Annotated in this window: 11 protein-coding genes; 5 read left to right on the top strand and 6 right to left on the bottom strand. The window is 76.7% G+C overall.

Features of this window, described 5'->3' with window-relative positions:
- Positions 1-88: gas vesicle protein GvpK (gene gvpK / locus ACWEQL_RS20110; RefSeq protein ID WP_452151622.1), on the bottom strand; the 88-nt coding region annotated here is incomplete at its 3' end.
- A gap of 38 nt (positions 89-126) precedes the next feature.
- Here gvpK and ACWEQL_RS20105 point away from each other — a divergent pair.
- From ACWEQL_RS20105 to ACWEQL_RS20085, 5 genes are all read left to right on the top strand, one after another.
- Positions 127-1,734, top strand: a complete 1,608-nt coding sequence (locus tag ACWEQL_RS20105) for an FtsX-like permease family protein (protein ID WP_452151619.1) — start codon at positions 127-129, stop codon at positions 1,732-1,734.
- Positions 1,731-4,724, top strand: coding sequence for a hypothetical protein (locus ACWEQL_RS20100; RefSeq protein WP_452151618.1), 2,994 nt, complete (start codon positions 1,731-1,733; stop codon positions 4,722-4,724). Before ACWEQL_RS20105 ends, ACWEQL_RS20100 begins: the two co-directional genes overlap by 4 nt.
- An 85-nt stretch (positions 4,725-4,809) precedes the next feature.
- Positions 4,810-5,811, top strand: a complete 1,002-nt coding sequence (locus ACWEQL_RS20095; RefSeq protein WP_452151617.1) for an ABC transporter ATP-binding protein — start codon at positions 4,810-4,812, stop codon at positions 5,809-5,811.
- Between the two features lie 192 nt (positions 5,812-6,003).
- Positions 6,004-7,290, top strand: a complete 1,287-nt coding sequence (locus ACWEQL_RS20090) for an SLC13 family permease (RefSeq protein WP_452151621.1) — start codon at positions 6,004-6,006, stop codon at positions 7,288-7,290.
- A 99-nt stretch (positions 7,291-7,389) separates the two neighbouring features.
- Positions 7,390-7,965 carry a helix-turn-helix domain-containing protein gene (locus tag ACWEQL_RS20085; protein ID WP_452151616.1) on the top strand — a complete coding sequence of 192 codons (576 nt, stop codon included), beginning with the start codon at positions 7,390-7,392 and terminating at the stop codon, positions 7,963-7,965.
- Between the two features lie 10 nt (positions 7,966-7,975).
- Here the strand turns inward: ACWEQL_RS20085 and ACWEQL_RS20080 are convergent, their stop codons facing one another.
- The 5 genes from ACWEQL_RS20080 to ACWEQL_RS20060 all read right to left on the bottom strand — a co-directional run bounded on the left by ACWEQL_RS20080 (position 7,976) and on the right by ACWEQL_RS20060 (position 13,057).
- Positions 7,976-8,866: a dihydrodipicolinate synthase family protein gene (locus ACWEQL_RS20080; RefSeq protein WP_452151615.1), complete on the bottom strand. Its 891-nt coding sequence runs from the start codon at positions 8,864-8,866 to the stop codon at positions 7,976-7,978.
- Position 8,867: 1 nt separating this feature from the next.
- Positions 8,868-9,674, bottom strand: a complete 807-nt coding sequence (locus ACWEQL_RS20075) for an aldolase (RefSeq protein ID WP_452151614.1) — start codon at positions 9,672-9,674, stop codon at positions 8,868-8,870.
- 173 nt (positions 9,675-9,847) lie between these two features.
- Complete coding sequence (locus ACWEQL_RS20070) at positions 9,848-10,870, bottom strand: TIGR04222 domain-containing membrane protein (protein ID WP_452151613.1); 1,023 nt, start codon at positions 10,868-10,870, stop codon at positions 9,848-9,850.
- Between the two features lie 190 nt (positions 10,871-11,060).
- Entirely contained in the window at positions 11,061-11,279 is a 219-nt protein-coding gene (locus ACWEQL_RS20065) for a hypothetical protein (protein ID WP_452151612.1), read from the bottom strand.
- Between the two features lie 266 nt (positions 11,280-11,545).
- Positions 11,546-13,057, bottom strand: a complete 1,512-nt coding sequence (locus tag ACWEQL_RS20060) for an AMP-binding protein (protein ID WP_452151611.1) — start codon at positions 13,055-13,057, stop codon at positions 11,546-11,548.
- Positions 13,058-13,111: the final 54 nt, after the last annotated feature.

Genomic DNA, 13,111 nt, shown 5'->3' with positions numbered 1-13,111 from the left:
TCAGGTCCTCGGGGGTCAGACCGAAGTGGTCGCGCAGCTCGTCCATCCGCTCCTCCAGGGCCATCAGCGTCAGGCCGATGGCCTCGATCTGGTCCGGCCGACTTCCTCACCGCCGGCGGCCTGCGGGTGCACGGCGCCCAGACCGCCCCGATGGGCCAGGGCGGCCGGTACGGCGCGCTGCCCGGCGGGGACCGGCTGATCCCCGTGGTCCGCCAGGAGCAGTCGCTGCCGAACGGCGCCGCCGGCCAGATCCTCGCCCTCGACGCCAAAGCCGTCGCCGAGCGGGTCCCCGTCCGCCCCGACCTGCTGGACGGGCAGGACCGCGGCGCCCTGTTCACCCGGCTCGCCGAGCCCGCGCCCACCGGCCCGCAGGCAGGCGTTCCGCTGCCCGGCCGCCCGCTGCGCATCGAGGCCGACCTCACCGTCCGCACGACCGAGCACGCCGGCCCCACGTTCGGGTTCGGCTCGGACGCGACCGTCCGCCTCGACCTCTGGCTGATGCTGCGCGACCGGTACGGCAACACCTACCGGATCGCCATGGCCTCCGTCCCGGACGACGGTCCGGGACGGGCCACCGCCGACCTCTCCGCCCTCGTGGACGCGCCGCTCGGCAGCGTCGCCGCCCCGCTCACCCTGGCCGGCCTGACCGTCGGCTACGGCTCGCAGGAGGTCGGGACGCTCGGCGGTGAGCTGACGGTCCACCGGATCGCGGTCGCCGACAGCGTCACCGGCCCGGCCACCGCCGTCGAGGTCCCGGCCGGCCTCGGGTGGAACGCCACCGCGCCCGCCCAGAAGAACGGCACCCCCTCGGCCGCCGTGCTCCCGGCCACCCAGACCCCTACCGCCCCGGGCCCGGCCGGCCCCGAACTGCTCAAGCTCCGCCACCACCCCGACGGGGGCTCCGCCCGCACCCTGCGCGCGATCGTCACGCCCACCGGCGCGCCCGCCCCGCAGGAGGTCCCCGGCCTCGCCACCCACGCCTACCTGAGCGCGTCCGGCACCAAGGTCGGCGAGCTGGTACGGGTCCCCTTCGGCACCGCCACCGTCGGTGTGCGGATCACCGGGGCCGTCGAGTCGCTGCCGGTCGCCGGCGGCACCGCGATCGTGGTCGACCTCGCCACCACGGGCCGGCTGCTCGCCGCCGCCGGACAGGACCTGCCCGCCACCGGCGAATGGTGGCTGCCCGCCACGGGCCCCGGCGACCGGACCCCGGCCGAGGCCGCCGCCGCCCTGCGCGCCGCCGCCGGCGCGCCGGGGCTGGTGCTGCGCGAGGAGGTCGCCGACGACCTGCTGGACGACCCGGTCGGCGCCGCCCCGCAGAGCGCCCTCGCCGCGATCGCGGTGGTCACCGCCGTCCTCGCCGCGATCGGCTTCGCCGCCGCCGGGGCCGCCGCGGCCCGGGAACGCGCCGGCGAGTTCTCCGTGCTGCTCGCCCTCGGCACCCCCCGGCGCCGCCTGCGCCGTACCGCCGCCGCCGAACAGGGCATCCTGGTGGGCCTCGGATCGCTGGTCGGCCTCGGCCTCGGCGCCCTGATCGTCCATCTGATCGTCCCGCTGGTGGTGCTGACCCCGGCCGCCCACCGCCCGGTCCCGGAGGTCGTGGTCGACCTGCCGCCGGGCCCGGCCCTGCTGCTCGCCGCCGCCATCGCCGCCGTACCGCTGCTCGCCGCGCTCGCCGGAGGCCGCGGCCGCCGTGACGTCGCCGCGCGGCTGCGCCACCTGGAGGAGATGTGACCACGCAGGCCCGCCCCCGACCGGACGGCGCGGACACGGCCGGCCCGGCCCTGCCGCAGCGGGTCCACCGGCCCGCGCCCTGGGTCCGCACCCGGCTGCGGACGGCGCCGATGGCCGCGCTGCTCACCGCGGCGCTCGCCTTCGTCACCGTCCTGCTGGCCACCGCGCTGCCCCGCGCGCAGGACCGGGGCGAGGACGCCGCGCTGCGGGAGTACCTGCGCGGCCGCGGCGCGACCGCCACCAGCCTGCTGGCCGTCGCCTCCCCCCGGCAGCCGAACGAACAGCGGACCGCCGATCTGGACGCGGTGGCCGGCAAGCTGGCCGCCCGCACCGGTGAGACCGCCCGGCTGACCGCCGGCGGCCCGGTCTACGGCGCGCGCAGCGCCAAGCCGCGCGTGCTCAACAACCCGGGCCTGGCCCAGCCCCCGCCCGAGGGCGAGGCGCCCCGGCTCGATCTGCTGTACCTGCACGGCCTCGGCGAGCACGCCCGGCTGGTCGAGGGCCGCTGGCCGGACGGCGCGGGGCCGGCCGGTGCCGCCGCCCTGGACGCGCCGATCCCGATCGCCCTCGCCAAGAGCGCCGCCGACACCATCGGCATCACGCTCGGCACCGTGCTCGACACCTCCCCCTCCGCGACCGGTGCCGTCCGGGCGGTGGTGGTCGGCCTCTACACCGCGAACGACCCGAAGGACCCCTACTGGGCCGACCTGGGCTGCCCCGCCGAAGCCTGCCAGGGCCGGACGACCGGCAAGCTGCCGGCCCTGTTCTGGCAGACCGCCGGTGTGGTCGGCGGCGACGCGCTGCCCCGGCTCGCCGAGTGGGGCCGCGGGATGGAGGACTTCTGGCGGCTGCCGGTGGACACCGAGACCCTGCGGGCCGACCGGCTCGCCGACACCGGCCACGGTCTCGCCTCCCTGCTGACCGGCCCCGCCGCCGCCCGGCTCGCCGTCGAGACCGGGCGTCCCGACCTGCGGATCACCTCCCGGCTACCCGAGTTCTTCGCCCAGGCGCAGGCCCGGCAGGCCGCCGCCGCCCCGCTGGCCGCGATCGGCCCGGCGGGCGTGGCCGGGGTCGCGGCCGTGGTGCTCTGCCTCGCCGCCGCGCTGACCGCCGACCGGCGCGCCGCCGAACTGCGGCTGCTCCAGTCCCGCGGCGGCTCGCGCCGCGGACTGCTGCTGCGGATGCTCGGCGAGGGCGCGGTCACCGTGCTGCCCGCGTCGGTACTCGCCGGCGGACTCGCCCTGTGGCTGCTGCCCACCCCGCGCTGGACGCCCGCCGTGGCGGCCGGCCTCGCCGCGACCCTGCTGGCGCTGCTGGCCTTCCCGCTGCGCGCGGCAATGCTCTGGGGCGCCGGCGCGAACGCCGCGTCCGGCGGTGCCGGCGCCGCCGAGGGGCCGTCCCTGACCGGCCGTCGGCGCCTGGTCGGGGAGCTCGCCGTGCTCGCCGTCACCGTCGCCGCGGTCGTCGAGGTGCGCCGGCGCGGCGTCACCCCGCCCGGCGAGGGGCTCGATCCGCTGCTGGTCGCCGCCCCGCTGCTGCTCGCCCTCACCGGCGGACTGCTGCTCGCCCGGCTGCAGCCGGCCCTGGTCGGCGCGCTGGCCCGGGTGGCCGGCCGGCGCCCCGGCCTGATCGGGTTCCTCGGGCTGGCCCGCGCCGCCCGCGGCACCGGTGGGCGCCCGCGCCCCTCCGTCCTGCCGCTGCTCGCGCTGATGCTCGCCGTCACCACGGCCGGCTTCGGGGCCACCGTCCTGGACGCGGTCGACACCGCCCGGCTGCGCGCGGCCCGGCTCACCGTCGGCGCCGACGTCTCGGTCCTGGCCCCGCTCGGCGGCCCCCTGCCGCCCGCCTTCGTCACGGCCGCCGCCGCACTGCCGGGGGTCACGGCCGCCGTGCCCGTCTGGTCCGACACCGAGGCCTTCGTGCTCGGCACCGACGCCGGCTCCACCCGGGTCACCGTGGTGGCGGCCGACCCGGAGACGTACGCGAAGCTGGCCCGTACGGTCGGGCGCGGCGAGTTCGACCCGGCGGTGCTCGCGGGCGGCGCGGGCTCGGGGGACACCCCGGTGCCGGCCTTGTTCAGCACCGAGCTGGTCCGCAAGACCGGCACCACCGGGACCTACCGCGTCCGGCTGCCCGGCGGCGGGGAGCTCCAGGCCGCCGTCGTGGGCACCGTGGACGGCGCGCCCACCGTGGCCGGGAGCGGCCGCGCGGTCGTCGTCCTGCCGATCGGACCGGCCACCGCGAAGGCCGCGGAACTCGGCCGCGTGAACCAGTGGTTCGCCGTCGGCGACGTGGACCCGGAACGGCTGCGGCAGCTCGTCCGCGACATCGCGCCGTCCGCCGCCGCGAGCGGCCAGGGCGCCTCGGCCGCCGCCACCGCCCCGGCCACGCCGACGGCCGCCACAGCCACGACCGCCACGGCCGCCACGGCCACCCCGACCGCGTCCGCCACCGAGGCCCCGGCGGCTCCGGCGGCCACGGGCGGCGCGGGCGGCACCGGCGGCTACCTGGTGCGCAGCAGTGCGACCATCGCCGCGGATCTGGCCGCCGACCCGCTCCAGCGCTCGGCCGGCCGGCTCTTCTGGGCCGCCGTCCTCGGGGCCGCCGGCTTCGCCCTGCTCGCCGTGCTGCTCACCCTGCTGCGCGCGGCCCCCGAGCGGGCCGCCCTGCTGGCCCGGCTGCGCACCATGGGCCTGCGGCCCCGGCAGGGCCTCGCGCTGATCCTCGCCGAGGCGCTGCCGCAGACCCTGGTCGCCGCGGTGGGCGGGGGACTGGTCGCATTCGCCGCGGTCGCCCTGCTCGGCCCGGCCCTGGACCTGTCCGCCCTGGTGGGCGCCGACGTCCCGGCCGGCCTGCCGCCCGCCGTGCTGCCGGTGCTGACCCAGACGCTGGGCCTCGCCGCCCTGGTGACGGCGGGCGTCCTCGCCGAGGCCGCGGTCTCGGGACGGCGCCAGATCACCACCGAACTCCGGGTCGGTGACCAACGTTGACCGGTCGGGAGCACCACCCGCGGACGAGGTCGGCGCGGTGGGACGGACGAGCAGACGCAGGAGCAGCAGTGACGGGAGAACAGCGGTGAACACGACCTCCAGGGGCACGACGGCCGACCACGTGCCCACGCTCCAGGAACTGCAGCACCGGGCGCTGGCCGCCGCCGCCCCCAAGGCGTACGGCGCGGGGGCCGCGATCGTCTGCGACCGGCTGGTGCGGATCTTCAGCGCCGAGGGCGTGGAGGTCCAGGCCCTCCAGGGCCTGGAGCTGACCATCGACCAGGGCGATCTGGTGGCGCTGGTCGGCGCCTCCGGCAGCGGCAAGTCGACGCTGCTCACCATCCTGGCGGGCCTGGACGTCCCGACCGCGGGCACCGCCACGGTGGCCGGCTGCGATCTGCTGGAGATGTCCGCGAAGGAGCGGCTGCGCTACCGCCGTGAGGTGGTCGGCTTCATCTGGCAGCAGACCGCCCGCAACCTGATGCCCTTCCTCACCGCCGCCGAGAACATCGCCCTGCCGATGCAGCTGCGCGGCCGCGGCGCGGGCGGCACCGGTGGCGGCGGCCGGGCCAAGCGGCAGGCCGCCCGGGTGGCCGAGCTGCTGGAGGCCCTGGAACTCGGCGACCTCGCCGGGCGCCGTCCCGCCGAGCTCTCCGGCGGCCAGCAGCAGCGGGTGGCCATCGCCGTCGCGATGGCCAACAACCCGCCGGTCCTGCTGGCCGACGAGCCCACCGGCGAGCTCGACTCCGAGACCGGGTCCGGCATCTTCGAGTCCTTCCGCACCGTGAACCGCGAGCTCGGGGCGACCGTCGTCATCGTCACCCACGACCCGATGGTGGCGGGTGAGGTCCGCCGCACCGTGGCCATCCGCGACGGCCGGACCAGCAGCGAGGTGCTGCGCCGCACCGTCACCGACGAGCACGGTGAGGAGTCGGTCAACGAGCGCGAGTACGTCATGCTCGACCGGACCGGCCGGGTCCAGCTCCCGGTGAAGTTCCTGGAGGCGCTCGGCATGGAGCACCGGGTCGCCGTGGACCTCGCGGCCGACCACATCGCGGTGCACCCGGACGACCACCCGGCCTCCTGACCCGAGCCTCCTGATCCTGCCGTGAGGCTCGGCGGCCCGGCCGCCCGATCGCGGCGGCCGGCCCGGGGGTGACCCGGACCCCCGTGCGGGGGCCGGGCCGGGGGCGTGGTTCGATGGGCCGGCCCCAGCGGCCCCCATCCCCCGCCCTGTGCACCCGGACGTCCCGTCGCGGGACGTCCGAAGGAGCCTGCCCTGAACCCGTCCGTCATCGAGGCGCTGTCCGTCGTCCTGCTGGTGGTGGTGCTCGGCTGCGCCGTGGTGCGTCCGCGGGGACTGCCCGAGGCGGCGGCCGCCGTACCCGCCGCCGCGCTGCTGGTCGCGGTGGGCGCGGTGCCGCTGGAGGCGGTACGGGCGGAGGCCGAGCGGCTCGGGCCGGTGGTCGGCTTCCTGGCGGCGGTGCTGGTGCTGGCCCGGCTCTGCGACGAGGAGGGGCTGTTCCGCTACTGCGGGGCGTGGATGGCGGGGACGGCGCGCGGCCGGCCGGGGCGGCTGCTGGGGCAGGTGTTCGCGGTGGCCTCGGTCACCACGGCGGTGCTGAGCCTGGACGCGACCGTGGTGCTGCTGACGCCGGTGGTCCTGGTGACCGCGGCCCGGGCCGGGGTACGGGCGAGGCCGCACCTGTTCGCCTGCGCGCACCTCGCCAACACGGCCTCCCTCCTGCTGCCGGTCTCCAACCTGACCAACCTGCTGGCCCTCTCGGCGAGCGGGCTCGGCTTCGGACGCTTCGCGGCCCTGATGGCGGCGCCCTGGCTGGTGGCGGTGGCCGTGGAGTACCTGGTGTTCCGGCGGTTCTTCGCGGCCGATCTGGCGGCCGCGCCCGGGCCGGTGACGGCGGAACCGGCGCCCGCCCTCCCGGTGTTCGCCCTGGTGACGGTGGCCGCCACGCTGGCCGGGTTCGTGGTGGGCTCGGCCGTGGGCGTCGACCCGGCCTGGGTGGCCGCCGCCGGGGCGCTGGTGCTCGCGGTCCGGGCGCTGGCCCGCGGCACCGCCGCGGCGGGTGCGGTGAAGTCGCGGGCCGGGGTCCTGCGGATGGTCCTCGGTGCGGCGAACCCCGGATTCCTGGCGTTCGTCCTCGCACTGGCCGTGGTGGTGCGCGCGGTGGTGGACAACGGGCTCGCGGGCGCGCTCGACGGGCTGGTGCCGACGGGTGGCGGCTTCGCGGCGCTGCTGGGGATCGCCGTGCTGGCGGCCGTCCTCGCCAACCTGATCAACAACCTGCCGGCGGTGCTGGTGCTGCTGCCGCTGGTCGCGTCCGGCGGGGCCGGGCCGGTGCTGGCCGTGCTGCTGGGGGTCAACATCGGACCCAACCTCACCTACGCGGGTTCGCTGGCCACCCTGCTGTGGCGGCGGATCGCGCACGTCCACGGCGAACGGGCCGGGCTGGGCGAGTTCACCCGGCTCGGGCTGCTGACCGTACCGCTGTCGCTGCTGCTGTCCACGGGCGCGCTCTGGGCCTCGCTGGGGGTGCTGGGCGGGTAGGGCCCGGGAGGGGGCCGGGGCCGGGTGGGGGACCGCCCGCCGTCGGCTCCTGTGACGGGTGGGATACTGAACCGGACGTTCCGGGGCGAGAGGTGCCGCATGACCAGCCGACTGAGGGTGCTGAGGAAGCAGAACCGGCTCAGCCTGGAGGCGCTGGCGGCGCAGGTCGGGGTGACCAAGAGCTACCTCTCCAAGGTCGAGCGGGGGATCAGCGATCCGTCCATCTCGACCGCCCTCAAGCTGGCGCACGCGCTCAACGTCGATGTCGGGCGGCTGTTCTCGGACGAGGTCGAGCCCGAGCTGGTCACCGTCGTCCGGGCCGGTGAGCGGACGACGATCGCGGCCGGGGCCGGCCCCGGCGCCCCGCACTACGAGGGCATCGCGACCGGCCTCAGCGGCAAGCAGATGGTGCCGTTCATGATGTATCCGCCGACCGATGCGGCCGGCTCCCCGTTCAAGTCCCATGCGGGGGAGGAGTTCTTCTTCGTCCACGCGGGGACGGCGGAGCTGGAGTTCCCCGAGCGGACGGTCGAACTCGGCCCGGGGGACAGCGTGTACTTCAACTCGGCGCTGCCGCACCGCTGTCGGAGCACCGGGCCGGAGCCGGCCGCGATCCTCGTGGTGATCCACGACGACCCGGCCGGCCCGGCGGACCGGGTGCCGACCCTCCCCTAGGCCCGACCGGTCAGGCGTCGGCGGCCTTGAGGAGGGCGGCCAGTTCGGCGGTCCGGGCCCCGTCCAGGGGCAGCAGCGGATGGCGGGGGACGCCGACGTCCAGGCCGCGCAGTGCCAGGCCGCCCTTCACCGTGGTCGGCAGTCCGCCGCGCACCAGGAACTGCAGGACGGGCAGCTGCCGTCGGAACACCGCGCGGGCCGTGTCCAGGTCGCCGGCCCGGACCGCGCGGTGGAGCTCCAGGGTGAGTTCGGGGATCAGGCAGGGCGCGGCCGTGCACCAGCCGGCCGCCCCGGCGGCGAAGGCCGCCAGCGCCAGCGGGTTGCTGCCGTTGTAGAACGGGAGCCTCCCGTCGGAGAGTTGGGCGAGGCGGTGCATGCGCTGCACATCGCCGCTGCTCTCCTTGACCATGGTGATGTTGTCGACCTGCTCGACCAGCGAGACCATCAGCTCGGGGGAGAGGTCCACCCCGGCGGTGGCCGGGTTGTTGTAGATCATCACCGGGATGCCGACGGCGTCGGCGATCCGGGTGAAGTGCCGGGTGACCTCCCGCTCGTCCAGCCGCCAGTACGACAGCGGCAGCACCATCACCACGTCGGCGCCCGCCCGTTCGGCGAAGCGGGCACGGCGGACCGCGCTGCGGGTGGTGAGGTCCGCGATGCCGACGACGGTCGGGACGCGGCCCGCGACGGCCGCCACCGAGGCCTCGGCGGCGGTGTACCACTCCGCTTCGTCCAGGTAGGCACTCTCGCCGGTCGAGCCGAGCGGTGCGACGGCGTGGCAGCCGGCGGCGATCAGCCGGTCGATCAGCGCGGTGAGCCGTACGGTGTCGACGCCTCCGTCGTCGACGGTGAACGGGGTCACCGGGTAGGCGATGATCCCTTCCAGGGCGGTGACGGCCATCTCAGGCACCACCCTCCGACACGGGGGCGAGCGCGTCGCCGTGGCCGGCCCGCAGCGCGCGGCGGGCGTAGTAGGCGAAGGAGGCCTGGCCGCGCTTGGGGGTGGAGATCCAGTCGTGCGCCTCGCGGGCCAGCAGCTCCGGGATCTCCTGGATCTTCCCGGCGGCGCTCGCCAACAGCTGGAGCCGGGCGGCCCGTTCGAAGAGCACGGCGAGGGTGCAGGACTCCTCGACGGTGCCGGTGGCGACGAGCTGTCCGTGGTGGGCGAGCAGCAGGGCCCGCTTGTCGCCGAGCGCGGCGGCGATGATCTCGCCCTCCTCGTTGCCGACCGGGATGCCGGGCCACTTCTCCAGGAACGCGCAGTCGTCGTACAGCGGACACATGTCCATGTGCGAGACGACCAGCGGGGTCTCCAGCATGGAGAGCGCCGAGAGGTGCAACGGGTGGGTGTGGATGATGCAGTTGACGTCGGGCCGGGCCCGGTAGACCCAACTGTGGAAGCGGTTGGCCGGGTTGGCCATGCCCTCGCCCTCCAGGACGTTGAGGTCCTCGTCGACGAGCAGCAGGTTGGACTCGGTGATCTCGTCGAAGCCCAGCCCGAGCCGCTGGGTGTAGTAGGTGCCCGGGCGTTCGGCGCGGGCGGTGATCTGGCCGGCCAGACCGGAGTCGTGGCCGGCGTCGAAGAGGATCCGGCAGGTGAGGGCCAGTTTCTGGCGCACCGTCCAGTCGTTGTCGGGGATCGCGCTCCGCATGCGGCGGTGGGCGAGGTCCACCAGGTCGTCCTTGGCGGTCTCGAACGTTCCGGCCATGGCCGTGGTTCTCCTTCTCTCCTCGGTGGCGACGGGTTCGGCGGGGTGCCCGGCGGAACGCGCAGCGGTGTGCGGCGGCCCGCCGGACCCCGGCGCTGGACACGTTGTTCACCATAGGACACAACGTGTCCTGGCGTCGAACGCCGTCCGCCGGGAGCGGGGGCGAGGGCCGCTCAGCCGCCGCCCCCGCCGCAGCCGCCACAGCCGCCGCCCCCGCAGCCGGAGGAACCGCCGCCGCAGCCACCGCCCGAGGAGCCGCCCGCGCCCCCGCACGCCGAGGCCCCGCAGCCCGAATCGCCGCCCGAATCGCCGCCCGAGCCCGCGTCACCGCCCCCGCCCGACCCGCACCAGCCGGCCCCGACCCCGCCGTCCCCGCCCGTACGGTCCTGGGCCTGCCGGGCCGTGAACGCGGGAGCGGTCAGCAGCGCGTCCTTCAGTTCGGGGTCCGCCACCTCGGACACGCCCACGACCGCCACCAGGCCGAGCGCGGTCAGCCCGGCCGCCCCCATCACCTCCGGGGTCAGGTGCGGTTGGCGCTCGGCGCCGGAGTCCCTGAACCCGGTCACCGTCCGGCGCACCCAGAGCGGGACCCGGTCCCGCTTCGGCCGGGCGAAGCGGATGCCGGCGATGAAGCCGCTCACCAGCACCAGCGCCAGCCCCGCGCCCCACAGCGGCCGGTCCGAGGTGTCGTCGACCGCCGGGAGCACCAGCGACAGCGCCAGCACGGCGGCGGGCACCACCGGGGCGACGATCACCAGCAGTCGTGCCCGCCGGTGGCGCTCGCGCAGCGTCCGGGAGATCAGCATCCCCTCGGCCTCCAGCCGGTCGCCGATGCCCTGGACGGCGGTGCCACCCGCGACGGCCGCCCGGAGCCCGGCCAGGTCACGGCTGCGGGAGGCGCCGGTGGCGGCGATCACCTCCCGCTCGACCGGATGCTCCGAGTCCGTCCCGGTGACGGTCACCAGGCCCGCCCGGGAGATCACGACCCGGCCCTCCTGCTCCATCCCGACCAGGACGGTGTCCACCACCCGCGCCGGGCCGCCGGCCAGGAAGGCGACCTCCAGCAGCGACAGGTCCCGCTTCAGCGAGCCGGACCTCCACACCGCGCTCCACCGCGCGGTGCTGGTGTACGACCCGTACGCCCAGGCGGGGAGCAGCACCCCCAGCGCGATCCAGTAGTACTCGTTCCGCCACATCGAACGCCCCCTCACGACGGCGCGGCGCGCCGTTACGGGCAGCGTCCCGCCGCCGCGCGCCCGCCGCAAGAGTGCCGCCGGGTAAGGGAGTTGGGCGCCCGCCGGTCAGGGGTCGCGCCGGGCGCCGCCGCTTGCTCCTCGCCGCCGCCCGCGCCCTCGTGGCCGGTCACGCTCTCCTCGCCGGTCGCGCCTACCCGTCGCCGTACCTGCCGCCGTGCGTGCCGCCGTCCGGGTCGTCGTCGGTGAAGCGGGGGAGCAGCCCGCTGCGTTCGGCATCCGTACGGAGATCGACCGACTTCGGTCTCATCCGGTCGCCCCGGGCGGCCGCCGTGCAGAGGGCGAAGACGAGCAGGGCGCTGCCCGCGAAGGCGAGGATGCCGAGGGCGGTCAGGACGCGGAGCCAGGTCACGGGGCGGTCCTCCGGAGGGGCGACGGCGGGCGAGCGGAACGGCGGGCCCATGGCGTGGGCCGGTTGCGGACGCCGTACGGGGCCGCCGTACGGGGACGAGGGCCCGCGCCCGTGGTATCGGCAGACCTGTGCCGGGGATCGAGCGTGTGCCGAGCGATTCGCCGGATCGAAAGGCGCACCGGCCCGGGACGCACCACCGGTCGTGCACCACCGGGCGCGTCCCGTGGGCAGCACGAGTGACCGCGTGCGCCCGGGGCCCGTGCGGTTCAGCCGCCCGCCACCAGTGCCCGCAGCGCCGCCAGATCGGGTTTGCCCGCCGCCAGCAGCGGGATCCGCGGCAGCAGCAGGACCGTGGCCGGGGCGCGGAGCGGCCCGCCGCGCTCCAGCGCCCAGCGGCGCAGCCCCTCCGCGCTCACCCCGGCGCCGGGCGCCACCACCACGGCCGCGTGCACCCGTTCCAGCCGGTCCGGCCCGGTGGTGGTGACCATCACCGCCTCCCGGACGGCGGGGTGCGCGAGCAGCGGCTCCTCCACGTCGCGGGGGAACACGTTGTGCCCGTCCACGATCGCCATGGCGTCCCGGCGCCCGGCGACGGTCAGGTAGCCGGCCGGGTCCAGGCTGCCGAGGTCGCCGGTGTGCAGCCAGCCGTCGCGCAGCACCCGGGCGGTGAGCTCGGGGTCGCGCCAGTAGCCGGCCATCACGGTGGGGGTGCGGACGCAGATCTCGCCGGTCCGGCCCGGTGGCAGCTCCCGGCCCTCCTCGTCCAGGATCCGGACCAGGGTGTCCGGGAGCGGACGGCCGGCGGTGGTCAGCAGCCGCGGGTCCAGGTGCTCCTGCGGGGTCAGCCGGGTGACCGGACCGCACTCGGTCAGGCCGTACGTCTGGTGCAGCACCGGGCCGAGCCGGCGGGTCGCCTCGGCCAGCCGCGCGGGGGAGGGCGGGCAGCCGGTGTAGGTGACCCGGCGCAGGCCGGAGGTGTCGGCCCGGGCCAGCGCCGGATCGTCGAGCAGCCGGTAGAGCAGGTGCGGCGGCAGGTACACCCGGCTCACCCGGTACCGCTCCACCGCAGCGAGCAGCTCCGGGGCCGCGAAGCCGTCCTGCAGCACCACCGAGCCGCCCGCGGCGAGCGCGAGGTCCGCCGTCGTCCCGCCGCCGTGGCACAGCTCGGTACAGAGCAGGAAGGTGGCGGCGGCCGGCAGCCGCGGCCGAGGGGGCCGTGCGTAGCGGCGCAGCACACCCTTCGGACGGCCGGTGGAGCCGCCGGTGAAGCGGACCGCCATCACGTCCTCGGGCCGGTAGCGCGGCGCCACCGGACGCGCGGAGTGCTCGGCCGCCTCGGCCAGGAGGTCGCGGGCGGCGGGCGCGCCGGCGTCCCCCGGCGACGGCGGGCCGAGGGCGAACGGTGCGGCGGACGGCAGCTCCACGGCGATCCGCCGCGCCGTGGCGTCGAAACGGCCGGGATCGAAGACGAAGGCGCTGGTCCCGGTGATCCGGGCCAGCGCGACCTGTTCCTCCACCGGCCGGCCGGCGGACAGCATCGCCACCCGGCAGCCGATCAGGTTCGCGGCCAGGCGCACCAGCACCGTCTCGGGTCGGTTTCCGGCCAGCACCGTCACGCCGTCGCCCCGGTCCAGTCCGGCCGCCAGCAGCGCGCGGGCCGTCCGGTGCACGGTGGCCAGGCACGCGCGGGCGGTGAGTTCGCGCGTCCCGTGCCGGATCGCGACCCGCTCGGGCCCGGCGGCCAGCCCCTCCAGCACCATTCCGGTGTACGTCGCCACGCCCGAACCTCCCCGGACCGGTCACGGATCCTTCCTCGCCGAGCGTAGTCTGAC

Source organism: Kitasatospora sp. NPDC004240, assembly GCF_053603215.1.
Note: the sequence above shows the minus strand (reverse complement) of the source record. Positions and strands in the feature narration are given on the sequence as shown.